The 23,995-nt window shown below is 61.6% G+C and carries 22 protein-coding genes; 8 read left to right on the top strand and 14 right to left on the bottom strand.

Features of this window, described 5'->3' with window-relative positions; all coding sequences use genetic code 11:
* The first annotated feature begins 139 nt into the window (after positions 1–139).
* A complete protein-coding gene (locus tag ACOYYX_RS30025) occupies positions 140–562 on the top strand; it encodes a secondary thiamine-phosphate synthase enzyme YjbQ (RefSeq protein ID WP_422926381.1) in 423 nt (140 codons plus the stop codon).
* Between the two features lie 393 nt (positions 563–955).
* Here the strand turns inward: ACOYYX_RS30025 and ACOYYX_RS30020 are convergent, their stop codons facing one another.
* Positions 956–1,687: a dual specificity protein phosphatase family protein gene (locus ACOYYX_RS30020; protein ID WP_422926380.1), complete on the bottom strand. Its 732-nt coding sequence runs from the start codon at positions 1,685–1,687 to the stop codon at positions 956–958.
* A gap of 368 nt (positions 1,688–2,055) precedes the next feature.
* Between ACOYYX_RS30020 and ACOYYX_RS30015 the strand changes: the two genes are divergently transcribed.
* Positions 2,056–3,600, top strand: a complete 1,545-nt coding sequence (locus ACOYYX_RS30015) for an aldehyde dehydrogenase family protein (RefSeq protein WP_422926379.1) — start codon at positions 2,056–2,058, stop codon at positions 3,598–3,600.
* Here ACOYYX_RS30015 and ACOYYX_RS30010 read toward each other — a convergent pair.
* Positions 3,562–4,275, bottom strand: a complete 714-nt coding sequence (locus ACOYYX_RS30010) for a (5-formylfuran-3-yl)methyl phosphate synthase (RefSeq protein WP_422926378.1) — start codon at positions 4,273–4,275, stop codon at positions 3,562–3,564. The genes ACOYYX_RS30015 and ACOYYX_RS30010 overlap by 39 nt on opposite strands.
* 11 nt (positions 4,276–4,286) lie before the next feature.
* Positions 4,287–5,126 (bottom strand): exonuclease domain-containing protein, encoded by an 840-nt coding sequence (locus ACOYYX_RS30005; RefSeq protein ID WP_422926377.1) that lies wholly within the window; start codon positions 5,124–5,126, stop codon positions 4,287–4,289.
* 30 nt (positions 5,127–5,156) lie between these two features.
* On the opposite strand from ACOYYX_RS30005, the gene ACOYYX_RS30000 reads away from it, so the two are divergent.
* Positions 5,157–5,810: a CAP domain-containing protein gene (locus ACOYYX_RS30000; protein WP_422926376.1), complete on the top strand. Its 654-nt coding sequence runs from the start codon at positions 5,157–5,159 to the stop codon at positions 5,808–5,810.
* Between the two features lie 100 nt (positions 5,811–5,910).
* Positions 5,911–6,246, top strand: coding sequence for a hypothetical protein (locus tag ACOYYX_RS29995; RefSeq protein ID WP_422926375.1), 336 nt, complete (start codon positions 5,911–5,913; stop codon positions 6,244–6,246).
* A 120-nt stretch (positions 6,247–6,366) separates the two neighbouring features.
* Here the strand turns inward: ACOYYX_RS29995 and ACOYYX_RS29990 are convergent, their stop codons facing one another.
* The 6 genes from ACOYYX_RS29990 to ACOYYX_RS29965 form a co-directional block, all read right to left on the bottom strand.
* Entirely contained in the window at positions 6,367–6,627 is a 261-nt protein-coding gene (locus ACOYYX_RS29990) for a hypothetical protein (protein WP_422926374.1), read from the bottom strand.
* A gap of 1,014 nt (positions 6,628–7,641) precedes the next feature.
* Complete coding sequence (locus ACOYYX_RS29985) at positions 7,642–7,932, bottom strand: hypothetical protein (protein WP_422926373.1); 291 nt, start codon at positions 7,930–7,932, stop codon at positions 7,642–7,644.
* 429 nt (positions 7,933–8,361) lie between these two features.
* Positions 8,362–9,048 carry a hypothetical protein gene (locus ACOYYX_RS29980; protein WP_422926372.1) on the bottom strand — a complete coding sequence of 229 codons (687 nt, stop codon included), beginning with the start codon at positions 9,046–9,048 and terminating at the stop codon, positions 8,362–8,364.
* A gap of 428 nt (positions 9,049–9,476) precedes the next feature.
* Positions 9,477–10,604 carry a Gfo/Idh/MocA family protein gene (locus ACOYYX_RS29975; protein WP_422926371.1) on the bottom strand — a complete coding sequence of 376 codons (1,128 nt, stop codon included), beginning with the start codon at positions 10,602–10,604 and terminating at the stop codon, positions 9,477–9,479.
* Positions 10,605–10,854: 250 nt separating this feature from the next.
* Positions 10,855–11,880: an HTTM domain-containing protein gene (locus ACOYYX_RS29970; RefSeq protein ID WP_422926370.1), complete on the bottom strand. Its 1,026-nt coding sequence runs from the start codon at positions 11,878–11,880 to the stop codon at positions 10,855–10,857.
* Positions 11,877–12,419: a hypothetical protein gene (locus ACOYYX_RS29965; RefSeq protein WP_422926369.1), complete on the bottom strand. Its 543-nt coding sequence runs from the start codon at positions 12,417–12,419 to the stop codon at positions 11,877–11,879. The genes ACOYYX_RS29970 and ACOYYX_RS29965 overlap by 4 nt, the downstream gene beginning before the upstream one ends.
* Before the next feature lie 255 nt (positions 12,420–12,674).
* On the opposite strand from ACOYYX_RS29965, the gene ACOYYX_RS29960 reads away from it, so the two are divergent.
* The 3 genes from ACOYYX_RS29960 to ACOYYX_RS29950 all read left to right on the top strand — a co-directional run bounded on the left by ACOYYX_RS29960 (position 12,675) and on the right by ACOYYX_RS29950 (position 16,640).
* Positions 12,675–13,841: a 1-deoxy-D-xylulose-5-phosphate reductoisomerase gene (locus tag ACOYYX_RS29960; protein WP_422931681.1), complete on the top strand. Its 1,167-nt coding sequence runs from the start codon at positions 12,675–12,677 to the stop codon at positions 13,839–13,841.
* A 23-nt stretch (positions 13,842–13,864) separates the two neighbouring features.
* Positions 13,865–15,805 carry a site-2 protease family protein gene (locus tag ACOYYX_RS29955; protein WP_422931680.1) on the top strand — a complete coding sequence of 647 codons (1,941 nt, stop codon included), beginning with the start codon at positions 13,865–13,867 and terminating at the stop codon, positions 15,803–15,805.
* 136 nt (positions 15,806–15,941) lie between these two features.
* Positions 15,942–16,640 carry a hypothetical protein gene (locus ACOYYX_RS29950; protein WP_422926368.1) on the top strand — a complete coding sequence of 233 codons (699 nt, stop codon included), beginning with the start codon at positions 15,942–15,944 and terminating at the stop codon, positions 16,638–16,640.
* A 158-nt stretch (positions 16,641–16,798) separates the two neighbouring features.
* Here ACOYYX_RS29950 and ACOYYX_RS29945 read toward each other — a convergent pair whose 3' ends face one another.
* Complete coding sequence (locus ACOYYX_RS29945; RefSeq protein WP_422926367.1) at positions 16,799–17,125, bottom strand: hypothetical protein; 327 nt, start codon at positions 17,123–17,125, stop codon at positions 16,799–16,801.
* Positions 17,126–17,312: 187 nt separating this feature from the next.
* Between ACOYYX_RS29945 and ACOYYX_RS29940 the strand changes: the two genes are divergently transcribed.
* Positions 17,313–18,956, top strand: a complete 1,644-nt coding sequence (locus ACOYYX_RS29940; RefSeq protein ID WP_422926366.1) for an ABC1 kinase family protein — start codon at positions 17,313–17,315, stop codon at positions 18,954–18,956.
* A 97-nt stretch (positions 18,957–19,053) separates the two neighbouring features.
* Here ACOYYX_RS29940 and ACOYYX_RS29935 read toward each other — a convergent pair whose 3' ends face one another.
* The 4 genes from ACOYYX_RS29935 to proC all read right to left on the bottom strand — a co-directional run bounded on the left by ACOYYX_RS29935 (position 19,054) and on the right by proC (position 23,622).
* A complete protein-coding gene (locus tag ACOYYX_RS29935; protein WP_422926365.1) occupies positions 19,054–20,280 on the bottom strand; it encodes a C45 family autoproteolytic acyltransferase/hydolase in 1,227 nt (408 codons plus the stop codon).
* Positions 20,281–20,456: 176 nt separating this feature from the next.
* A complete protein-coding gene (gene guaA, locus ACOYYX_RS29930) occupies positions 20,457–22,019 on the bottom strand; it encodes a glutamine-hydrolyzing GMP synthase (protein ID WP_422926364.1) in 1,563 nt (520 codons plus the stop codon).
* A 167-nt stretch (positions 22,020–22,186) separates the two neighbouring features.
* Positions 22,187–22,819 (bottom strand): metallophosphoesterase family protein, encoded by a 633-nt coding sequence (locus ACOYYX_RS29925; protein WP_422926363.1) that lies wholly within the window; start codon positions 22,817–22,819, stop codon positions 22,187–22,189.
* Complete coding sequence (gene proC, locus ACOYYX_RS29920; protein ID WP_422931679.1) at positions 22,816–23,622, bottom strand: pyrroline-5-carboxylate reductase; 807 nt, start codon at positions 23,620–23,622, stop codon at positions 22,816–22,818. The genes ACOYYX_RS29925 and proC overlap by 4 nt, the downstream gene beginning before the upstream one ends.
* Positions 23,623–23,995 lie beyond the last annotated feature (373 nt).

The raw sequence follows: 23,995 nt of genomic DNA, 5'->3' as shown, positions 1-23,995 counted from the left end.
GCCTCTACGCTAATCCTCAGTCGATATCCACCTCAACTCCGGTCATCGCGATCGTGAAAGAAGGATGGTGAACCCATTGTGGTATCCTCGATGCGCCGTTGGTGCCCAGGACAATAGGCCCGTCGATCGAGGAACACCCGTGAAGTCACTCACCGAGTATCTGACCTTCAACCTCCCTGCGCGGATGTCGTTCCTCAACATCACCCCGCGACTCGAAGAACTCGTTGCCAAGAGTGGGATCATGGAAGGCCTCCTCTTGTGCAATGCCATGCACATCACGGCAAGTGTCTTCATCAACGACGACGAGCCGGGATTGCACGAAGATTACAAGAACTGGCTCGAAGGCATCGCCCCCTTCGACGCCTCGCCCCAGCGCTACAAGCACAACCGCACCGGCGAGGACAATGCCGACGCCCACATGAAGCGGCAGGTCATGGGCCGCGAGGTGGTGATCGCTATCACGAAAGGCAAACTCGACTTCGGCCCCTGGGAGCAAGTCTTCTATGGGGAATTCGACGGACGACGCCCGAAACGAGTTCTGGTCAAAGTCATCGGGGAGTGAGTTGAAGGGAACGCGATGCACCTTCAAAATGCGTGGGACCGGCTTCGCTCGATTCGGGCACTCAACTTCGAGTCTCGTTCACGCTCGGCGACGCATACGGGCTGGAACGGTCGAGGTCATGGAATCGTTCAGGTCGAGGATGTGGATCCGCTCGAACATCTTCGACCAGGGCGAGACGAACCTGTCCAATTTCTCGAACTGAACCCAGACACCATACGTGTTTTCATATCATATAAATCTCATATCCTTTTACAAAACATCTATTCGGCCAGGATGCAGATGCGTATTACGAAGATTCACCTGAGCTGGACCGTCAATGGCCCCAGGAAGGATGAGTCGATAGCCTAGATTTACTCACAATTTAACATAACTTTAATGATACATCATACAACATCAAGACGCTCTCACCAAAAAATACTGGTTGAGAGCTAGCTTCTGCCGACGGGAAGGTTTGGCCAAAGGACGGGCAGCCGTCACCATGGAAAGTGCATGATCAACACCCGACGCTAAACCGAGATGCACCAGGCTGGCTGCCAAGATCGTTGCGCTGCGACCGTGGCCCTGAGCACAGTGGATGAGCACGGTATTCCCCTCGGCTCGACAACGACTGATCCACTCGACGGCCGCTTCGAACTGCTCAAGCGTGGGGATAGACCCATCGAGGATCGGCAAGTTCAACGTCTTGAACCTCGAGTCGAGGTGGATTCTGGACAAGCGGGGGAATTCCCAGGATAGGTTCAAGATCGCTTGCACTCCGTCAGCGTGAAGTTGATCACGTTCGATGGGGAACGGTAGTCGACCGATCAAGAGGTTCGGTGCGACCGGGTCAAAGGCTCGTTCCGGACCGACCCAACGGTAGAGGTAGAGCGTCGACGTACCCAGCGCCAGATAGGGCATGACGATCGATCGTATCAACGGGGTCCATCTCGATCCGACCAGCACCCCTTCCACTCTGAAACCTGCCTCCCGAATCCCGTAAATCGCGGCGATTGTCAAAAAGCACACCGCGAGGTAATACTCCAGGATGACGAGCACCAACCAAGTGCCTTTCGACTGTCGAGCCAAATCCGACGCCGATACGGCCAGAAGCGAGGCGCAGAGACCAAAAGCCAGCACAAATCGCATCGGTAAATGTCTCCGCGAGATTCGAGATAAGTCCAAGCGTCCAATTGACGGTCGACTTTCCTCTCGTGCTCAACACTGTCGGATGGCAAGGTTCGGCCGATGCGAAGGCGATATCGTGATATGTGGAATCAACGCGTAACAGACAAATCGCAACCGCGAGAATCAAACGAACAGGGCGGCGGGTACGGTTGAGATCCTCGATCACGAAGCCTCAACAAGTAACGACTTCACCCAACGGCTTGTGACGAGGTGTTATGGGTTCAACACCAACCGTCAGGGACGAGTTAACGAATTCGTTCCGAGTCTGTATCATCGACAGGAAGTGAAGACTGCAAACTTTTCCGTGAACTCGCCGGGAGTCTGGCAACATGGAGCCGATCAAGGACATGAAGGGGACGGCAGAACTCCTGGCAAGGTTGGGCCTCCGTGACTCGAATAGCGGGGCCTGCGAGGTCGACTGGATCGAAAATCCTGGCGGCCGCCTGCTGGAATCGATCAATCCCGCGACCGGTGGGGTGATCGCCAGAGTGAAGATGGCTTCACTCGAAGACTACGAATATGTCGCAGCTACGGCCGAGACAACCTTCTTAAACTGGCGGAACCTACCGGCGCCTCAAAGGGGCGAGGTCGTCAGGCAGATCGGTGTCGCCCTCCGCGAGAATAAGGAGGATCTGGGTCTGCTCGTCACCCTAGAAACCGGGAAGATTCGATCCGAGGGGGAGGGCGAGGTCCAGGAGATGATTGACATCTGCGACTTCGCCGTCGGGCTTTCGCGGCAACTTTATGGCCTGACGATCGCCAGCGAACGATCGCAGCACCGCATGATGGAGCAGTGGCACCCCATCGGGCCTCTCGGGATCATCACGGCGTTCAACTTTCCCGTCGCCGTCTGGGCGTGGAACGCGATGATCGCCGCAGTTTGCGGCGACACCATGATCTGGAAGCCGTCGCCCGAGACGCCCCTGACGGCCATCGTCGTGCAATCGATCGTGAATGAAGTCGCCTCCCGACTCGATTGCCGAGGCGTCTTCAACCTCGTCGTCGGAGACGCGAACGACGTGGGCGAGCGGATGATCCACGACCGTCGACTCCCGCTGATCTCGGCGACCGGGAGCACGCGGATGGGTGAGCGAGTTGGTGCGGTGGTCGGCCGGAGGTTGGGCAGGGCGATCCTCGAACTCGGGGGCAACAACGCGATCATCGTCACGCCGACCGCCGACTTCGACATGGCTCTCAGGGCCACGGTCTTCGCCGCGGTCGGCACGGCGGGGCAACGTTGCACAACGGCGCGTCGCCTGATCGTCCACGAGTCGATTTATGACGGCTTTCTCGAACGACTCGTCAACGCCTACGGGAGCTTACGAATCGGCGATCCCTGGGAAGAAGGCACACTCGTCGGACCGCTCATCAATGAACGTGCTCTCGACACCATGAAGAATGCCCTCGAGGCGGCGGTCGAGCAGGGGGGTCGTGTCGTGGCGGGAGGCCAGCGGCTCGAACGGCCTGGTTACTTCGTCGAGCCGGCCATCGTGGAGGCGAATCCTGGCATGACGATCATTGGCGAGGAGACATTTGCCCCGATCCTCTATGTGATGCGGTACGAAACGGTCGACGACGCCATCGCTATTCAGAATGGCGTTGCACAGGGACTTTCCTCAGCTATCTTCACGAACGACGTGCGCGAGGCCGAGCAGTTCCTGGCCCCCGATGGCTCGGATTGCGGGATCGCCAATGTGAATATTGGGACCTCGGGGGCGGAGATCGGCGGGGCCTTCGGTGGCGAGAAGGCGACCGGAGGCGGTCGCGAGGCCGGATCCGACTCCTGGAAAGCCTACATGCGACGGCAGACCTGCACGATCAATCGAGGCAGGTCCTTACCGCTCGCCCAAGGGGTTCGATTCGACGTCGGATGAGTTGGGAATCAGGCAATCGATCACCTCGACCAATCGCCTCACCCGATCCGCGTTGACCGACCCTCGACGATCCTCCCCCTGGCAGGCGGCCCCGCGAACGGCGAAGAGATCGGGCTGGAGGAAGGCAAGTCGCTTCATCCCGGCCTCGTCGAGCCCCCCCGCGAGGACGACTTTCTTTCCTGAGGCGCGAGCCCGGTCAATCCAGGGCAGCCAGGACTCATCCAGCGGGTTCGATTCGTCCTTGATCCAGGTGTCTACCAGGACGGCCGAACAATCGGGGATGGCAACGGCCTCGTCGAGGATTTCGTCGGGATGCGGGGCAAAAGCCCGCCGCCAGTCGGCATAGACGACCGCGACCCAGGAAGGACCAGGCCCAAGCGATTTTCGAAGCGCAGCCCACTGCCGAGCCCATCCACGATGAGAGCCCGCGAGGCCAAGTTTGCGGTATTCGATTCCCCGAAAATCGTCGCGATTGAGACCGATTGATGCGTCCCACTCGGCCAATTCGCCGAGGGCGACGCTCAGCGGCACGTGAGCCGGTAGGACCCGACGAACCTCGCGCCAGACGGAGGCGTCGGCGCGACCCAGGGCACCCCGGTCAGGCTCCTTGACATCGATCACCGCAGCACCGCCGCGCAGGGCGGTAATCGCCTCAACGGCGGAACGTACGCTCACGAGTAATCGCGTCACGACGGCTCCAATACACGAGCCGCGGCGATGTTGTCTTCGAGCAGGCCGAGAACGTCGTACTGCCGGACTCGATCGAGGCGGAAGGACTTCTCGAAAGCATCGAGGTGGCAGAAGGCCACGAGGTAGGCCGTGCCGCCCCGGTTCACGATCTGCCTCGGGGTAATCTCGCGAGGTTCCTCGCCCCGGGATCCTCCGTCGTATCGCATCCGGACGCGAGCGCCCCTGGAAATGGCGTTGAGCAATCGTTCCCAGCCCGAAGGGAGCGGGGCGGCTCCCTGACGATCGACGATCGGGTAGGCGATCTGGAATTCCTTGGGGATCGCTGAGCCTCCGAGCCGCATCCATAGACCCTTCACGCGTTGGCTGTCCGCAAGGGCTCGGTGGGTCGGGCCTTCATCGAGGCCGAGGAGTCGCGCGAGGGTCTCGAGCCGATGATCGCATGCGTCGGGGATCAGTCGCCTGGCGACGGTCAGGGTGTCGACTACGGAGTGTCGGGGCGGGGGGATGTCGATTCGTGAGAATTCTCGGCCCAGAAATCCCGCGTCGAACGAGGCGTTATGGGCGAGCAAAACCGTGGATTCTGCAGGACCGAGAAACTCGACAAGTCCGGGAAAGATCTCCCGGAAGCTCGGCGCATCGGCCAGGTCCTCGTCCGAGATCCCGTGGATAGCCTGGGCGGCCGGAGACATGGGTCGGCCGGGGTTCACGTAAGTCTCGTACCTGGCGAGCTCGACCCCTTCGGCGTCGAAGCGGATCGCGCCGATCTCGACGACACGGTCGGTCTCGGCCATCAGGCCCGTAGTTTCCAGGTCGAGGGCGACGAATTCGAGAGGCATTCCAAACGCCATCCGGCCCCAAACAACGTAATGAAGGAAAGTCCGACCCCATTATCGGGGAGCGAGGTCGGCAGGACCAGCGGAATCGTCGCGCTTGGCGAGCAACCGCGGCGGAAACGCTTCCGAAACCAGGGACACGAGGTCGAACACATCCTCATGACGATCGATCGACACTCCGGGATGACGAGGCGGATGGCCCTCGGCCTCTTCGCGCTGGGATCTGGTTGCACCAGTTCCCAACGTCATGCTCAGCCTATCGAATCCGCCCCCATTCCGGGCGGAAGCGATTCTTCCGAGTCGATCCTCGCATCATTGATTTCAGCACACAATCAAGAACGGACTTCCGCACGTTTGCCGGCGTTGTCCGAGAATGAGTGGCTCGTGAACGCCGCAAGCCTGCACGCCAGGGACATGGCGGATCACGGGAGGATGTCGCATCAGGGGAGCGATCGTTCCAGCCCTTTCCAACGTATGGAACGGGTCGGATACCGATTTCGGGCCGCGGCGGAGAACATCGCCATGGGGGACTTCACCCTCGAGTCGCTCATGCGGGCCTGGATGACGAGTCCCGGCCATAGGCGCAACATCCTCGGAAACTACAACGATATCGGCGCAGCTTACGCGACCGCCTCGGACGGCAGGACCTATTGGTGCGTTACCTTCGGAACCCCGATGGGGCGTTGAGTGCGTTGGCCATTGGCGGTTGTCGGATATGATTTCCAAACAAGGAGCGACAATCGCCTCCGATTGATCGAGGCTCGGTCGCTCGAAAGGATCGTTTCTCATGCAAGGTCGAGCTTGGATCGCCGTAGGACTCTTGGCCGTCGCCTCGGGTTGTCGATCGGGACCTTCGTCCCGCTCCGTTGCGTCGTCCGAACCGCCGCTTGCGGCTGTGGGCGAGCCGGGGACGACCGTGATTGACGCCCCGCCGCCACGCACCGTGACGTGGGTCGACCGGCACCCACTCTTCTCCAAGCCCCGGCAATATTATGAGAGCTCGGGCGACAACAAGGTGGTGAAGACTGCGGCCGCCACCGTCATCGGCATCCCCGCTGGTGTCGTCGGGGAGTTGAAGCAGATCGTGGTCGGCACCCCGGCCGCCACCGCTCCGCCCTACTGAGCCACACACCTCGTCGATAATACCAGCCGTCATCGAACGCGAAAGGATCTCCGAGACCTGATTGGTCTCGGAGATCCTTTCGTCATTCCCGTCGAGCTATCGATTCGGTTTGCGACGACCTCACTCCACCTCGATCGTGGAACGATAACCGCTGAGGGTCGGCAAGGACTCTATCGAACGTCGAAGTCCTCGACGCTGCCAGAACCTGGCGGACCGGGCGTGGATCACGACGTTCCGACCGACGACGCGTACTTCGAGTGAACGCAGCTGATCGCCGTACCCCGCTCGAATCTGACTCTCGAGTCGACGCTTGAAGGCCGCATCGGTCGCCGGGTCCGTGCGATGCTCGACGATGATCCCGTCGTCGGCAGAGTTCAGCATACCGCGTCCCATCGGGGGCGTGAGCATTCGTCCCAGGAAGCCGGAGGGACGACGCTGCGGGGGAATCCCACGGACATCGCCGCGAGGAGCCGGAGTATTCACCGGCGGTTTGGCTTTTGATTCGAGCGGCGAATTCGGTTCGTCCGCCGGGATGGTTTCCAAGTTCAACGTGCGCTCGGACGAATTAGGCGCGAGACCGGGACCGGGGAGTGCCTCGGCGGAAGGGGTTTCGCCATTCGGACCGAAGAGATCGGGAGCCTCGATGGGCTCGGACGCAACAGTCGCCGGCTTGGGAGTCGTGATCGGCGCGGGGACTGCAGTCCCTCGAGGCCTGCTGCGGAGCGGTATTCCGGGGACCGCGAGCATGGGGGCGAGCGTCACCGGGGCAGGGGATGCCGCAGGTGGGGGTGTCGCCGTTGCGGCCGGAGGCGGAGATGGCTTTGCCGCGGTGGAAGCCGCCGCGGGAGGGCCTGAGGACGTGGCCGCGGCAGCTGCGGGCTCGCCGGTCGAGGGTTTCAACGAAGGTGGCGTGAGTAGGAGCAGGTCGTCTTCGGCCGCTTCTACCCCGCCAGAGATGCCCAACGCCAAACAACTCGCCGCCACGAACCGACGCATGGCCGCATCCTCAACGCCGCATGACTTCGCAAGAGATACCCTCTAAGGGTGGTCGGCAATCTCGTCACAAAGACTTCAACCTTTTTTGAAGTGTCGGATCGACCCGCACGACTCGATTATTCGCGACTTTTCGACTATTCGGCGAGAATCTTATCCGCGAATTGATGATACCGAACCCGATGAAATGATCGGGCTGAGCCGGACTATGAAATCATTATCATTTAAACTATGACTGCTCATTAAAACCACCCGATTACTTATCCCTTTCACTGGATCGAGTCGTGCGGTCGAAATGCGCGAGTCGGGTCGAAAACGGCAACGAAACAATCGGACTCTGGATAGGATCGTGTACCCGTCATGCCGCAGCTCCGGGACCAGGCCGAAGGCATACCCATCGGCTCAGCTGGTCGAACCCTCATCGCGTTGCGACGATTCGTCGATCGCGATGAGCAGACGCAGGGCTTTCTTACGAGTGGCCGCGGTGACGGCACCGTCGGACAGAATATGGACGAGCAGTTTCTGGGCACGCTCAAGATACAGGCTGGTCTCGATTCGAACCTGTCGCTCCTGCGACCAGGCACTCAGGAGTTCGTCGACTTCGCCCTGGGATTGGTTTTCTGCGGCGCGTACGGTCGCAATAGCACCCTCGCCCGGCGCAACCATCAAGAGTTGTCGGAAATCTCGAAGCATCGATGAGCTCCTTCGCTCTTATTAATTACTGGCATCCCGCCCGCCTTGAGCCATCCCTGGACGCTGGAATCCCGAGTCTTGAACGTGCAGATCACGAATCCCCGAGGAGGCAACTCCTCGCGAATCGAATAATTATTAGCGGATAGGAATCGAGCGGTCGGCGACCGTCGATGGTTCGCACGGACGGAGTGATTTAGTCGATGAATCGAGGCCCTTCCTGACGGCACTCTTGGATGCATCGACGAATCGAATTCTCTCGACACATGCGGGAAATGTCAACAGAAAAATCGGATTTATGAACGCGTCTTCGCGCCACTAATTCCTTAACTTTTCATGAGGGGCGCGACGAAGCGGGCGCCGCGAGATCCGATCGCGTCGCCCGAGTCGTTGTTTTTCGGAGGATGTTACCGCGTCGAGGCCGTTCCGGTTTCAGGGAGTCGCCGTCTCGTCATTCTTTTGCGAGGCCGGGGGAGGGGGCGTCTCCGACTTGCGGCCGATCGGCTTGTGGTCGTGCGGTCGGGGGACGGCCTCGCCGGCCTTGGTCTCGTTGAGCTCATCGACCCAGGTAAAGCGGCGTTCCTTCTGCCAGACGCCCCGGCCGATCCGCCAGTACTGGGCGCCGCAGGAGCCGCACCAGCGCGTCTTGGCGCTGCGCTTGCCGCGTCCCCAGAAGCGGATGAGCGGGATCAGGGTCCGACGACCGCAGCGAGGGCAGCGCTCCGGGCTGATCGCGATCAGCAGGAGCAGGAATCCACCGATCAGCACGAAGTTGATCAGGACGGAGACGAGCGTCGTCGGTGAGCTCTCGGACTTGCCCCAGATGTTGAGAGCGAAACGATTGTGGTAGACCGCGAGCGCCGGGAGGCAGAAGGAGAGGAGGACGAGCGCCGCCCAATACTTGGCGGGTCCCTGTCGCTCGAGGACGAGGAACAGCATCACCAGGACCCAGGGGGCGACCAGGATCAGGAAGAGCGGCGCGTCGTAGGCCGTGATGAAGCCGTATTGACGCAGCAGCGGCACAAGCAGGCCGATCACGAGGCAGATATCGATGAGCAAGAAAAGGATATGACGCCCGCGAGGCCGGAACCGGTTCAGGGGTTTTGAGGGGTGCGTCATGGATGCTTCCTCATTCATAGCCTTGTCATCGCCTATATTAACACTCAGGGCGTTACGCATTCTCAAGCTCAAAGAAACCCCGACGACGGGGATTCTCAAAGCGTGATCGGGTGGCTTTCCAGCAGATCATTCGTCAGGGATTCACCCTCTACGGTCTGGATAAGCCACGCTCCGTTACAAAACGACTTTCCAGGTTCCAGGTCGAGAGCACCTGGCGCCCCCTCCGCTTTTAAAGAATAGACCAAATTTTGCCGTAAAGACAGAATTCCCAGCGGATTCGTTTCACAAGGTGGAGCATTGCGAGCCGTCAGCGACGACATACCACTGCTTATTGTCTCAACTGACAGGTCGGTTGTGTTCCAATGTTCTGGTGAAGGCGGATCATTGAAATATGTGTCTAAGGAATTTGCGTTGAACGTGACCGAGCTTCAAGGTTTACGGGCCTCGGCCACCGTCTCGAGAGGGTGTTTCGCGCGATCCGTTAGTGGGATGGAAACCGGAGTTCCTCGAAGATGGGAGTCGTAGCAGGCAAGGATCATCTCGACGGCAGCACGGCCGTCGTAGACGCTGGCCTTCGGCTGGGTGTCGGTCTCAACCGCCTGGATCAGGTCGGCGACGATCACGCGGTTGGCGTCGAGGAGACTATTCGAGCTCAATGTCTCGGGTTTGCCGACTCCGGCACTGGTGATCTCGACCCAATTCGCCTGCGCCGAATGGCCGGTCCAGGTTGGGTCGGTCAGGAGGTGGGCTGACGGTAACCATCCGAACCCGAGGTCAATCCTTCCCGAGGTTCCGAAAATCTGGACGCCGAATCGTCCGGGGGTCTGCCTCTGCCTGGTCGTTCCAAAGTGGGCGAGGGCCGATTTCTGGGCGAAGCCGTAGGTCGCGTCGATGCGGTCACCGGCCAGGAGTCCGAGGCCCTCGGCTCCATTTCGGGCATCTTTCGGGGTCACGGGACGTCCTTCGGTCAGGACCCTTGAGTAACACCAGGAGGCGTCGCCGAGGAGGGCCCGGAACATATCCATGACGTGCGTGCCGAGGACCATCAGGTCTTCCCCGCCGCCACGGTTGTCTTCCTTGCCCCGGCCGCGGACTTCCAGAACCTCGCCGATCACCCCGGCATCGATCATTTCCCGGATGCGAGCCAATTTAGGGCTATAGCGCGTCTGGAAGGCGATGGCGAGCTTGGTGTGAGAACGCTCGCAAGCGGTGACGATGGCGTCGCAGTCGGCCAGAGTCGGCGCCATCGGCTTTTCGCAGAAGACGTGGATACCTCGCTCGGCGCAGGCCAAAATCATCTCCCGACGGGCATCGATCCAGCGCGGAGCGACCGCGACAAATTCGGGTTTCTCGCGATCGAGCATCTGCCGATAGTCGGCGTACGTCGCGTTGACTCCGAGCCGACGTGAGGCCAGGGCCAGGCCTATCGGATTCGCGTCGGCCACCGCGACCAGTTTGAGCTTCGGCTGTTCCAGGAAGGCGAGATCGATGTCGTGGCCATAGTTTCCGTGCCCCGTGTAGCCGATCACCGCCGCCCGATAGGGAGCCTGATACATCGCCCGGTCCTCTCGCCTGGAAGGGGGTAGGGGTTCCCGAACGCATTGTCAGGTCGATGATAGGTCGCGGGGCTTCGATTCTCAAGCGTTTCGATGTGTGCCGGTCAGATCACTTCGCTGAGGCCAAAGGTCAGTTCGGAGGGGTGTGGCAATGAAGAAAGCCCGCCGCGCTTTCGCGAGGTGGGCTGTTCGTGAATCACTCATCCGAAACAAGCGATCGCGTCCAACGATTCTCGAAGGATCGTGGCGATCAGTTCCAGGCCTGAGACGCGAGGATCTCTTCCTCATCGAAGGCAGGCTCATCCCAGTGCGGGCCGGGCGTGGAGGAAGGTCGGTCGACCCGGCCGGGGATTTCTACCGACTCGGTCTTGGCGTTCGAGCCGAACCAGTTCAACGGGTTGATGCAGCGGAGCATCGACTGGACCTCCTCGGGGCCGAGGAAGGTCAAGTAGCAGGCGGTCATCATCTCGCCGAAAATCGGGATGTTCACCGAGAAGAGGATGCCCGTGTGAAGGCTAACTCCCGCGAGGATCACCCAGGGACGCGTCGGACGGAACCACAGCAGGAAGGCCAGGGCGAACTCGAGGAAGAGGACGCCATAGGTCATAACGTTGAGCAGGACTGGATAGCTGGTCAGGAACGACAGGAAGGGCCGGCCGACCTCTGTGTTGAGGAGGACGTAATGGAGCGCCGTTCCATTCAGCCAGCTCCCGCCATTGCACTTGAACATGGCGGTCGTGAAGTAGATCAGAGCGAGCTGGAGTTGGATGAGCCGCTGGGCCCATGGGACGATCAGGGCATCGGCGTCGGTGCCCCGCCTGCGGCGTGCGCGACGGGCATCGAGCGAGTAGGCCGCCCCGCTCGGTGCGAGCATCATGTAGAAGGTCATGACCATCACCAGGGCATCGGCGCCGCTGTTGGTCAGCAGGTTGCGGTGATGGATCGAGAGCATGGCGAGGTAGAGGGCGACGCCCGCGATCCTCGTGTGCCAGCCCACCGTGTAAATGCTGGCGATGACAGCCGTCGCGGCGAAGAAGAGCCGGACCGACAGTGGATCCTGGAAATAGAGCAGCGGGGAGGTGCGGTAGGGCCCCGCCAGTTCGAGGGCTTCCTTCCCCTGAAGCAGCCCGGCATCCGTGAGCCAGTAGTTCATGTCGAAGGCGAGGAAGCCGAGGTTGCAGAGCACGACCACGCCGAAGACGATCCGGAAGATCCCGAGCGGCTTGGCCGAGATCGGCCCGAACCAGAACTGATTCCAAGCGCGGAGCGGGTTCATGGTCGCACCTCCTCGAGCGAGGCGAACTGGAAGGTCGTCAGCAACTCGGGCCTGGTCGGGGTCATCGGGTCGGCCGGCGGTCCGCCCGGTTCGGGGGTCGGCCTGACCTGATAGAAGAGATGTACGTCCATCGGGAAGGCCTCATCCTTAAGGCCCAGGCTGCGGACGGCGTGCCTGGCCGCAAACTTGCGATTGATGTCGCTCCCCTCGCCGACCATATTCGCCGTGTACTTGGAGTATCGGAACCGGGGGATACCTTGCCAGACGGTGTAGTCGGCCATCTTCGGGAAGGCGAAGTTGTGACGCATCCCCTTCGCGTCGACGACCTCGGCCTCGAGTGTGCACGTGTCCTTGATCGGGTCGGGGGCGAACATCGCCCAGTACTGCCAGAGGCCGAGCGGCAGCATGTAGTACCCCGTCGTCGGGGTCATGAAATTGCGGAGCGGCCCCACGGGAAGCACCCAGGTCACGACAGCGGTGCAATGGGCCAGGATGAAGACGGAGATCAAAACTTTCTTAGCGGTCCATCGCCAATTCACGCGAACCTCCCCTCGATCCTGTTGTGGAGGGCCGGACTTTAGACGAACCGCTTTTTTCCGTCAATTCGTCTTCAGGGGTGTGAGCCCGACCTTCTCGAGCGTTCTCGCGGGCCCCGGCCGACTTGTCCCCGGCGTGTGGAGAACTTATAGTGTGGATTCAGCTTACGGCCTCGGTGACTGACCGGGCGGGGCATTGCGAATCGGCCGTCAAAACGGAAACAACGGCCGCACGGCGAGGAGGCCGACACGTCGATGATGCCAGGCGATTCTTCCACGAATGTCGTCGTCCTCGGATCAACCGGGTCCATAGGCCGTAGCGCATTGAGCGTCGCCGAGCACGACGGCGGCAAACGCCTCAAGATCTGGGGGCTGAGCGCCCATTCGCGCTGGGAGGACCTGGTCGAGCAAGCCCGCGAATTTAGCCCCCATGCCATCGCGGTCACCGATCCCCAATCGGCCGCCTCGGTCAGGTCCCGCTTGAACGGGGCCGGCATCCAGGTCCTCTCCGGGGCCGAAGGGGTCGAGGAGCTCGTCCGCCACCCCGAGACCCATCGCGTACTCAACGCGATCGTCGGCGCGGCGGGGCTCAACGGGACCATCGCCGCCCTCGACGCCGGCAAGGTCGTCGCCCTGGCGAACAAGGAAACACTCGTCGTCGCCGGCCAGATCGTGATGGACCTCGCCAAGAAGGGCGGGGGATCCCTGCTGCCCGTCGATAGCGAACACTCCGCCATCTTTCAAGCATTGAGCTCGGGGGCCCGATCCGAGGTCCGTCGGGTCATCCTGACCTCCTCCGGCGGCCCCTTCCGCGGCAGAACCCGGCGCGAGCTGGAGAACGTCACGCCCGAGGAAGCCCTCCGGCACCCGACCTGGAAGATGGGCCCGAAGATCTCGGTCGACTCAGCCACCCTCATGAACAAGGCACTCGAAGTGATCGAGGCCCGCTGGCTCTTCGACCTCGAGCCGGAGCAGGTCGATGTCGTCGTGCATCCCGAAAGCGTGGTGCATTCGATGGTCGAGTTCGTCGACGGCAGCGTCGTCGCCCAGCTCTCGCCCCCCGACATGCGTCTTCCGATTCAATATGCGTTAACCTATCCCGATCGCTGCAACGGGCCGAGTCGACGCATCGACCTGACCCGGGCCTTCTCATTCACGTTCGAGCCCCCCGACCGCGAGACCTTCCCCTGCCTGGACCTGGGGTACGAGGTCATGCGTCGAGGGGGCACGGCAGGGGCCGCGCTGAACGCCGCCAACGAGGCCGCCGTCGAGCGGTTCCTGAACCGCACGATCGGCTTCCTCGACATTCCACGCGCTTGCCGCGCGGTGCTCGACCATCACCCGTTCGATCCACGGCCCTCACTCGACGACCTCTGGAAGGTCGATGCCTGGGCCCGCCAGGAGGTAGCACGTTGGAGAATCTGATAGCGGTCCTGAATGGCTTCAAGGTGGCCCTGGGTCTCGGCTTCGTCATCTTCCTGCACGAGCTCGGCCACTTCCTCCTGGCCAAATGGAACGGGGTTAAGGTCGAGAAGTTCTCGATCGGCTTCGGCCCGACGCTTTTGGGCTTCCGCCGAGGCGAGACCGAGTACGTCCTCGCTGCCATCCCCCTCGGCGGCTTCGTCAAGATGCTCGGGGAGAACCCCGAGGAAGAGGCGAGCAAGTCGACCGACCCTCGCGCCTTCCAAAACAAGTCGGTCGGCGCCCGCATGGCGATCATCTCGGCCGGCGTCATCATGAACGTGATCCTCGGCCTGGCGTGCTTCGTCTTCGCCTACGGCCGTGGTATGGACGAGAACCCGGCGATCATCGGTGTCGTGCAGCCGGGCTCCCCGGCGTACAAGGCGGGGATTCGCCCCGGCGATGAAGTTGTCTCGCTCGATGGCCGGGGCGAGATGAACTTCAATACCTTGAGAATGAATATCGTCCACAGTTCGGCCGGGCAGGTTCTCCACTTCGAATTGAAGCGTCCAGGCATCGATGCGCCGGTCAAAGTCGATGTCGAACCCCTCAGATTGAAGGATTCGCCCTACCCAAATATTGGTATCTTGCCCTCAAACAGCCTGCGGATTTACTCATCGCCTTCAATCGTGCCCTCTGGCATGAATTTGACCGCTGATCAATACAAATCGCTCGACCTGATGCCCGGGGACGTACTCGTGGCGCTCGGCCCGGTGGGCGAAGCCCCGAAGCCGGTCTCCAGTGCCCTGGAACTCGATCAGCTCCTTGCGACTTATCGCTCCAAGCCCGTGTCATTCGTGTTCGAACGAAAACTCAAGTCGAATAATGCCAAGGAAGAGCCCAAGACCAGCAAGGTCACATTGACCCTTCCTCCAAATCACATCGTTGACCTCGGCTTACGCATGACGATCCAGCCCATCCAGGCGATCCGTCCCGGCTCTCCTGCAGAGAAGGCGGGTTTTCTTGCCAAGGATCTCATCATCACGGTCGATGGCAAGAACGACTTCGACCCGATGCAACTCGGGGACTACTGCTTCGATCGTGCCGGTCAAAATGTCATGTTCGAAGTTGAAAGGGTGTCGAACAACGGGAAGCCTGAACGTGTCTCATTGACCGTCGTACCCGACTCGACTCCCCCGGAATTCGCCGTGACCAAAGATTCGCCACAGGATCTTCCCGCAATCGGGATCGCCTATGGTGTTCTATCCAAGGTCGCCTCGGTTCGTGCCGGCTCGCCCGCCGAGAAAGCCGGAGTGGTCGTCGGCGACGAAATCGTCAAGCTGACCCTTCCCCCGCAAGCGACCGTCAAGAATGCCAAGCCCTCCGAATTTCCACTCGGTTCCAAGACTGATGCCTGGCCAGCGGCGTTCGCCAGCATGCAATACATCTCCGAGCGGACCGAACCCTTGGTCGAGTTGAGCGTCAAGCGATTGGCCAAACCTCTGAAAATCCGGCCGGAACAAGAGGGAGAATGGTATTCCAACTCGCGAGGGCTGCAATTCGGGGCCCTTATCCGCAGGTTGCCGCCTCAGCCAGCGGGGGCTGCACTCCGTCGCGGGGCGGATGACACCCTGGACAATATCCTGAAGATCTACATGCTTCTGCGAAGCCTCTTCCAGGGCCGTGTTAGCCCGACACTGCTCGGCGGCCCGATCATGATCGCCCAGGCGGCGTACAGTCAGGCCGAGTCGGGTTTGACGGAGTTGGTTCATTTCCTCGGGCTCCTGAGCATCAATCTCGCCGTGCTCAATTTCCTGCCCGTCCCTCCGCTCGACGGCGGACAGATGGTCTTCCTGATCGCGGAGAAAGTACGAGGGAAACCACTACCCGAGTCGGCCGTCGCCGCCGGCAGTTATGTAGGCATCATCATGCTCCTGTGCCTCATGGCCTATGTCATGTTCCAGGATGTCTGGAGAAGCTTCTTCTGACATCCAAATGAGCCTATGGGACGGAGCACGAGTCCATCGAGCTCCGTCCCGTTCTCATCTTAAAGGCTCAGGAGATCGATGACCTTCGCAACGCATGGCACACTCGAGGGCGACGGGGATGAAGAGCGATTGGGCGTTGATCGAGATCCGCGAGAGTAAGCCACACCTCCATTCTAACGGGGTGGCACTTGAGTCCGTCCTGGATCAACTGGTGTCTATCGGTAACCTGGCGGCCGTCGCAGAGGCGTTGGATATCAGCCCCGCGGATCTGGTCATCACTCTCGGGTTTCAGGCCCTCGGCGATGCAGATTCGGAAGGCCCGCCATTGGTGACTGGTGCAGCGAAGCATGCAGCACTCAAGCCATTCCTCATTGAGTCGGCCTGGGCCAAGATCCTGCCGAATGTACCGAGGCCTCACAGGCTCGCACTGTCGGCCGGACTGCTGCAAGTCTTCGACCACTGGGAGTCCAGTCACGAGGCGGCTCAACAGGCCGACGACCTCGGTGAGCGTCCCTTCTCAGCGTACTGGCATGCCATCGCGCATCGACGCGAGCCGGACGCGGGGAATGCGTCGTACTGGTTCCGTCGCGTGGGCCGACATCCCGTCCAGCGCGAACTAGCCGAGGAGGCCGCCGCGTTGATCGAAGGTTCAAGCCAGCCGGTGAGTGCGCGCAAACTCATCGCCGGGAATGACTGGAATTCCTCAGCGATGATCGAGTTCTGCGGCGACGGCCGTCCGCGACCCGAGGTCGCGAAACTTGCACGCCGGATTCAACGCCTCGAGATGAAATTACTCCTCGAAGCCACGGCCCAAGCCTACTGTCAGGCAGACTGAGCCTTGAACGCGCTGAAGCTTCGCAGGAGGATTTCGGCGAGAGTCGATTTTACGACGCGTCGGGGAATGTGATGAACTCCGAAGGCGGGAGAGGACGACATTACCGTCGCCTTCCTCGCGCGTCCGGAGTTCGTTGCTGTCTTCCGCACTGACGAGGTTCAGCGCTCGTTGATGATCTTCTGCGTGATCTCACGCTCGCAGATTTTGCACCATTTCCAACGGTTGGCACCCACGGCCTCGTCGAGATGTTCTTTCGCGACGTAGATCGTGCGGAACCAGATTTTGGCTTCTCCGTCCCCGGCCTTATCGAGCTTTGCGCAGCGAGCGAAGTGGAGAATGTTGGTCCCCGCCTTCACGGCGCCTCGCTTCGCGTCGGGCTTTGGCACGGTTCCGTGAAAGATATACCCGATGGCTTCGACACGAGCCTCATCGAGATCGTCGGCGGAATCCAACGGGCGGACGGAGACTTGATCCTGAATCGGCATGAAAGGTTCCCTGCTCCCAATGCCTTGCAGCACTGTAGATTAGAGATTACACGTTAACTCAAGTGGTGCGATTTGGCAAGGGCGAGATGCGGACCTCCCGATCTCGCCTCGATTGAGTCAGCCCCTGCGGGAGTGTAACCTGAGCTGAAATTTCCTCCCCGTTTCAGCCTTTGAGACGATTGATCCTTTGATTCGAGAAACCGTCGGCCATCTCAGAGACCTCCCACGCTACCGCCAGATCCTGGCGACGCTCGTACGCTATGGCTACCAGGATGTCGTCTCCGCCCTCCACCTGGAAGGGATCGTGCGACCTCTCGAGCGGGTCGCCCTCGGCGATGACGTGCCGCCCCAGGACCGGGCCCGCCGCCTCAGGCTCGTCTGCGAAGATCTGGGCCCGACCTTCGTCAAGCTCGGGCAGCTCCTCAGCACGCGGCCTGACCTCCTGCCTGAGCCTTATACAACCGAGCTCGCCGCGCTCCGCGACGATGTCCGGCCATTCCCGTTCGAGGAGGCCGTGGTCATCCTCGACGAGGAGTACAAAAGGCCACTCTCCGAGATCTTCGCCTCGATTGACCCCGTCCCCGTCGCCTCCGCCTCGATCTCGCAGGTGCATCAGGCTCGGCTCCTCGACGGACGGATCATCGCCTTGAAAATCCGTCGACCAGGGATCGAGAAGACCGTGCAGGCCGACCTCGACATCCTGAATAACCTGGCCCAACTCGCCGAGCGACGACTCCCATTCCTGCAGGTTTACGGGCCCGTGACACTGGCCAGGGAGTTCGAGCGGACGCTCAAGCGTGAGCTCGACTTCAACGTCGAGAAGCGGACGATGGTCCGTTGCCGGGCGCAGTTCGCTGGCGACCCGACCGCACACATCCCGTTCGTCCTCCCCGAATATTCTTCGGCCCGCGTGATCGCCATGGAGTTCATCGGCGGTGTCGGCGTCGACGACATCTCCGGGCTGAAGGCGATGGGCATCCGGCCGGCCGACGTCGCGATCCGCGGCGCCCGGATCCTGTTGAAGCAGATCTTCGAATTTGGATTCTTCCATGCAGATCCCCACCCGGGAAACCTGCGAGTCCTGCCCGGCGGCATCGTGGCGCCGCTGGATTACGGGATGTTTGGCCAACTTGATTCTCGGACCCGGGAGCGCATCGGCGACCTCCTGGGCGGGCTGCTCTCCGAGGACACGGACCGAGTCCTGCGAGCCTTGAATGCCCTCGACATCCGCGGCGACCACGTCGACCCTTCGTTGCGGCGAGACGCCGCAGAACTCATCCTGTCCTATTCAGAACTCACCCTCGACACGATCGATCTGGGTGTCTTGCTCCACGAGTTGATCTCATTCATCCGGCTCCATCATCTGCACATCCCGCCCGACCTGGTGTTGCTGATCCGATCGCTCGTCACCATCGAGAGCGTGGGGAGGGCCCTGGATCCTCATTTCGACATCGGCTCGGAACTCTATCCGATGCTCCAGCGACTCGCACTCCATCGATTCCACCCCACGCGCCTGGTCGCGACCGGAATCCGAACCGCGGAGGACCTCCAGCGCATCGCCATGATGCTTCCCGAGGTCCTCGGCCAGTCACTCGAGTCGATCAAGCGGGGGGAGTTGACGGTCCACTTCGACCTCCAGCACTTCGAAGCCCTGGTGAAGCAACTCATCCGGGCCGCGAATGTTATGGCGGTCGCCCTCGTGATCGCCGGGCTGATCGTGGGCAGTGCGCTCGTCTATCGGGGCGGCGCCTTGACGATGGGCCTGACGGGATTCGTGGTCGCCATGGTCCTGGGCCTCTGGATCGTGTGGAGCATCATGCGGGCGGAGTGATCGCGGAGGCCCTGAGACGTGGTCAAAAAGCGGGACGAGTCGGGTCCGAAACGACCCGACTCGCGATGTTTCGCATGGTTTGAAATCGGCGTGAGGCTCACTCTCGCACGGACACCGCATCGGCCGTCGTCTTCGGTTGGGCAGGGGGCGGGGTCAGCGAGGGGGCCGACGAGTCGGGGCGATGCTTGAGGAGTTCGCTGAACGTGAAGGCGTGGAACGGCTGGGTCACGGCGGGCTCGCCATCCTTGGAGGCGTTAGCCACCCAGAGTCGCGTGGACTTCGACTCGAAGAGCACGCTGTGCAGGTTCGACTTCATCGCCACCGGGCGATCCATGAGCTTGCGGGCGGCGTCGGCGTCGAAGGTCCCAACGCCCGCCTTCACGCGCTTGACTAGTTCCTGGTAGCGGTCGCCAGCCGAAAGCAGGACCGCATCCTTCACGGGTTCCGGCAGCTTCGGGTTCGACTCGCCCATGCCGATGACGGTGAAAACGTTCCAGGACGCCTCCATCCCGACCGCCTTGCCGGTCTCGCCATCGGCGATCACGTAATAGTATTCGCAAGTGCGAGGATTATCGCGAAACGTGGTGATCGCCTCGTCAAGACTGCGCGAATCCTCGAGGGCCATTCGGACGAGGAAGGCCATGGGGATGCCGTCCCAGTGCCCTAGGCCACGACCGCCCATCTCGCCGATCGACACCTTCTCCGCGTTCAATCCGGTGACGGACCCGATGAAGCCGGCGTAGGTGACGTTGACGAACGGTATCTTGCCGGTGGGCTCGGCGATCGTCAGCACGGCGTGGTCCTGGAGCTTCCAGTCACAGCCGTAATCGAGGATCCGGCCGTGGTAGAGGGTCCCGTCCTTGGTCGCCGATCCGCTGATCGCGAAGCCCGAGCAGTGGAACATTTCGGGGATGAAGTTCGCGTCGACCACGTCCTGGACAGGGAGTCCCGAACCGTCGGCGACGCCCTTCAATTCCTCGTAGAAACGAGCCGGGGTGAACTTGCGCTGGCGGGCGGCGATGCCGCCGATCGCCCGCTTCGGATTGAGGAGTTGGACGCCGCCAAGCTCGGCCTTGAGCTCCTTGGCCTTGACGTCGAAGAGGAAGCGGACGTTCTCCCGGATGTCGTCCTTCAGCAAGGTGCCTTGCTGGAAGCCCATCTCGTAAGGGGTCCCTTTGACGTGGAGGACCTTGTAGCCATCCACCTCTTCGAGGAACCCCTCGCCGCAACGAGCGATCGTCCTGGTTTCCGCCTGGGCACCGGCGGCGGTCGAGAGGATGAACAGGAACGTCCAGCCGAGCATCCGGATCCGCGACGCTTGCATCGAAACTTCTCCCAATCGAGAAACGATGACCCCGGCGTACGATATCCCAGAATTCTGCGATAAGCGAGATCCAAGTCCCAGCAACCGACAGTCGTGGCGATCCGAGGCCGACCTTGATCCGCGACTGAAGGCCCGCGACCGAGCAGGCCGGGGCCTTCATGCGATCGGGTCCGCTCTCATTCCCACTCAATCGTGCCCGGAGGCTTGCTGGTGACGTCGTAGACGACCCGGTTGATCCCCTTGACACTGTTGATGATCCGCGTCGAGGCCCGGGCGAGAAGCTCGTGGGGGATGCGCGACCAATCGGCCGTCATGAAGTCGTCGGTCTCGACGGCTCGCAATGCGACGGCATTTTCGTAAGTACGGCCGTCCCCCATGACGCCGACCGAGCTGACGGGGAGCAGGACCGCGAATGCCTGGGCGATCTGCCGTTCGAGCCCCGCTCGCCGGATTTCGTCGAGGAAGATCGCGTCAGCCTGTCGGAGAATTTCGAGCCTGTCGTGGCTCACGGGCCCGAGGCAGCGAACGGCCAGGCCGGGGCCGGGGAACGGATGTCGCCAAACGATCGAGTCGGGCAGGCCAAGCTCCAGGCCGAGGCGTCGCACCTCGTCCTTGAAGAGGTCGCGAAGCGGCTCGATCAACTCGAAGCCGAGTTCGGCCGGCAGGCCTCCGACATTATGGTGGTGCTTGATCGTCGCCGCCGGGCCGTCCTTGTCGCCACCGCTCTCAATCACGTCCGGATACAAGGTGCCCTGTGCGAGATATTTGGCGTTCGGGATCGACTTGGCCTCGTCGCGGAAAACGTCCACGAACGTATGACCAATCCTGATCCGCTTTTCCTGGGGATCCGATACGCCGTTGAGCTCCTTAAGGAAGCGTCCGGACGCATCGACGACGCGTAGCTCGGCGTCGGAATGCTTACCGAAGGCTTCCGCGACCGAATCACGCTCCCCGGCCCGCAGCAACCCGTTGTCGACGAAGACGCAGACGAGCCGAGGCCCGATCGCCTTGGCGATCACCCCTGCCGCGACGGCAGAGTCGACGCCCCCGGACAGTCCGCAGACGACCCGGTCGTTCTCACCGACCTGGCGACGAACGTCCTGGATCGAGCGTTCGAGGAATGCGCTCATCGTCCAGGACTTCGGGCTACCGCAGATGCGATCGAGGAAATTGCCCAGGATCAGAGTGCCGTAGGGCGTATGGGCAACCTCGGGATGGAACTGGAGCCCGTAGATCGGGCGTGTCCGGTGCTTGACCGCGGCCACCGAGCAGGTCGCCGTCGTGGCGAGCGGGATGAACTCCGAGCCGGCCTCCTTGACCTGATCGCCGTGGCTCATCCAGACTGTCGTCGACTCGGGGACCTCGTGGAAGAGGGGCTCCTTGGAGTCGAGGATGTGGCAATCGGCCCGGCCATATTCGCGAGCGGGGCTCGACTGCACCGTGCCGCCGAGGGCGCGACAGGCGAGTTGCATCCCGTAGCAGACGCCGAGCACGGGGACGCCGAGGTCGAAGAGGCCGGGATCGCACTGGGGTGCGCCTTCCTCGTAGACGCTCGAAGGGCCGCCCGAGAGGATGATCGCCAGGGGATTGAGCTCGCGTGCTCGTTTCGCGCTGAGGTCATGGCGTACAACGCGGGCGAACGCATGACGTTCGCGAACCCGGCGTGCGATCAACTTGACGTATTGCGAACCGTAGTCGAAGACGAGGACCGGACGATCCTCTAGGCCGGGGCTCTCCATGAACTCAGCATTCCCCACGAGAAAGTCAGGCTCGGTACGAACCAAAACGTCAGTCTACCACATGAGTCGTTCCGTCGCACCGTGTCAGCCGCCAACTTTTCTCGTAGGGCCGTTCGCAAGTTTCAGAATTGAATAGCAAGGTCGAGAGGGCCGGGTCAGTCAGACTCCTAGGCCTCGTCGACCGGCCAGGGCTGGACCTCGAATTCTTCGCCCGTCTCAACCGCATGGAACGTCACCGTATGCGCGTCCATGTCGATGATGGCGAACGAGCGCGATGATTCAACCGTCGGCAACGAGGCGATCGAGCCCGGATTCATCACCAGACCTTTCTCGCAGCGATACCAGGCTGGCTCGTGGGTGTGGCCATAGATGAGGATGTCGGCACTGAGTTGCTGGAGATAGTCCTCGAGCTGGGCCGCGGAATGGCTATAGGGCTGGACGAACTCCATGTCGCTATGGGGTGAGCCGTGGACGATGACGCTGACATGTCTCATCTCGGAGATCAGGGCGTACGGTGGCAGGCGACCAAGGGCGTCCAAGCTGGCCTGATTCGGAGTGGCTCCCCCGAACTCGTCGATGCCGTTCGGGCCTCGGCGGAGGGCCCAGCGGTCGTGGTTTCCTCGGACCGCGACAATGTTGTGATGAGTCAGGAACTCGACGACGCGGTCCGGTTCCGGGCCATAGTCGACGAGGTCCCCCGCGCAGACGACGCGATCAACCTTGAGGCGGTGGAGATGACTCCACGCCTTCTCCAACGAAGAGAAGTCGCCGTGGATGTCGGAGATGACCCCGAGCCTCATCCTTTAGCCTCCCGGCCTGGCATGGTCCCTTGCGGGTTCGCGAGTTCCACCGCGCGACGATTGGCCGCCTCCACCGCGTCGATGAAAGCCGCCCGCATACCGCCTCTCTCGAGGGCGTGGACGCCGGCGATCGTCGTGCCCCCCGGGCTGGTGACCTGATCCTTGAGCGTACCCGTATGAAGGCCGGTCTCCAGGACCATTCGCGCCGAGCCGAGCACGGTCTGGGCCGCCAGGGCCGTCGCCACGTCTCGGGGAAGCCCTACGCGGACCCCGCCGTCCGAGAGCGCCTCGATCATCATGTAGACGAAGGCCGGCCCACTGCCCGAGAGGGCCGTCACCGCATCGATCAGCGACTCGGGCACGGAGAAGGCGATTCCGACGGCCTCGACGCACGACCTAACGACGGCCTCGTCGGACGGGAGCGCGTGGGCTCCGAGGCAGAAGCCTGAGGCCCCTTCGCCGACGAGAGCAGGGGTGTTGGGCATCACTCGCGAGAGTCTGCGGTCCGGTCCAAGCCCTGTCCCGATCGTCGCCAGGGAGATGCCCGCGGCGATCGAGATGATCAGGTGATCTTCCGTGACGAACTCGCGGATGTCCTTGAGTACCCCGGCCATGCTCTGGGGCTTCACAGCCAGGACGATGACCTCGGATTGTCGGACGACGGCTTCGTTCGTCTCGAGCACCGTCGCGCCCGTCTCTGCCGCGAGGCTCGATCGAGCCGCGCCGTTCGGGTCGCTCGCGAAGACGAACTCGGGCGAGGTCGTGCCGGCTCGCAGCATCCCCCGGATCAAGGCCGTTGCCATCTTTCCCGCGCCAATGAATCCCCAACGGAGGCTCGAACTTGCCACGCAGACTCTCCCTCGGTCTCTGTCGATCAACTCGTGCCGGGACCTGACGTATTTCTGATCGATCGGTAGCGGTCACATCGTACCCGGCTGTTTCATCGAAGCGAATCTCCGGAGTCTTGAAACGGATTGAATTTTGCGAGATCTGGATTTAGAGATGGCCAAGTCAAGCCAGGTGGGAAGAAGAGGTATTTGTTGAGTCGGCGAAACGCCGATGCTCGAAACGTACGTCTTAGCAGATGCCGAATTACTGTAACGTCCTTTTAGGGTTTGACTTAAGATTACTTTGATTGACTTCAGGCTTGGGGAATTCGGGCTGACTTTCGACGAA

The organism is Singulisphaera chitinilytica (assembly GCF_049331405.1).
In the GTDB taxonomy this organism is placed as follows: domain Bacteria; phylum Planctomycetota; class Planctomycetia; order Isosphaerales; family Isosphaeraceae; genus PoT.
The sequence above is the reverse complement of the archived record's forward strand: the minus strand, read 5'-3'. Positions and strand labels throughout refer to the sequence as shown.

Coding starts and splice junctions, on each gene's coding strand:
- ACOYYX_RS30020 (WP_422926380.1), bottom strand. CDS start 1,687: ATGCGATTTGTGCTGGCTTTTGGTCTCTGCGCCTCGCTTCTGGCCGTA.
- ACOYYX_RS30015 (WP_422926379.1), top strand. CDS start 2,056: ATGGAGCCGATCAAGGACATGAAGGGGACGGCAGAACTCCTGGCAAGG.
- ACOYYX_RS30005 (WP_422926377.1), bottom strand. CDS start 5,126: ATGCCTCTCGAATTCGTCGCCCTCGACCTGGAAACTACGGGCCTGATG.
- ACOYYX_RS30000 (WP_422926376.1), top strand. CDS start 5,157: ATGAAGGAAAGTCCGACCCCATTATCGGGGAGCGAGGTCGGCAGGACC.
- ACOYYX_RS29995 (WP_422926375.1), top strand. CDS start 5,911: ATGCAAGGTCGAGCTTGGATCGCCGTAGGACTCTTGGCCGTCGCCTCG.
- ACOYYX_RS29990 (WP_422926374.1), bottom strand. CDS start 6,627: ATGCTGAACTCTGCCGACGACGGGATCATCGTCGAGCATCGCACGGAC.
- ACOYYX_RS29985 (WP_422926373.1), bottom strand. CDS start 7,932: ATGCTTCGAGATTTCCGACAACTCTTGATGGTTGCGCCGGGCGAGGGT.
- ACOYYX_RS29980 (WP_422926372.1), bottom strand. CDS start 9,048: ATGACGCACCCCTCAAAACCCCTGAACCGGTTCCGGCCTCGCGGGCGT.
- ACOYYX_RS29975 (WP_422926371.1), bottom strand. CDS start 10,604: ATGTATCAGGCTCCCTATCGGGCGGCGGTGATCGGCTACACGGGGCAC.
- ACOYYX_RS29970 (WP_422926370.1), bottom strand. CDS start 11,880: ATGAACCCGCTCCGCGCTTGGAATCAGTTCTGGTTCGGGCCGATCTCG.
- ACOYYX_RS29960 (WP_422931681.1), top strand. CDS start 12,675: ATGCCAGGCGATTCTTCCACGAATGTCGTCGTCCTCGGATCAACCGGG.
- ACOYYX_RS29945 (WP_422926367.1), bottom strand. CDS start 17,125: ATGCCGATTCAGGATCAAGTCTCCGTCCGCCCGTTGGATTCCGCCGAC.
- ACOYYX_RS29935 (WP_422926365.1), bottom strand. CDS start 20,280: ATGCAAGCGTCGCGGATCCGGATGCTCGGCTGGACGTTCCTGTTCATC.
- guaA (WP_422926364.1), bottom strand. CDS start 22,019: ATGGAGAGCCCCGGCCTAGAGGATCGTCCGGTCCTCGTCTTCGACTAC.
- ACOYYX_RS29925 (WP_422926363.1), bottom strand. CDS start 22,819: ATGAGGCTCGGGGTCATCTCCGACATCCACGGCGACTTCTCTTCGTTG.
- proC (WP_422931679.1), bottom strand. CDS start 23,622: ATGGCAACGGCCTTGATCCGGGGGATGCTGCGAGCCGGCACGACCTCG.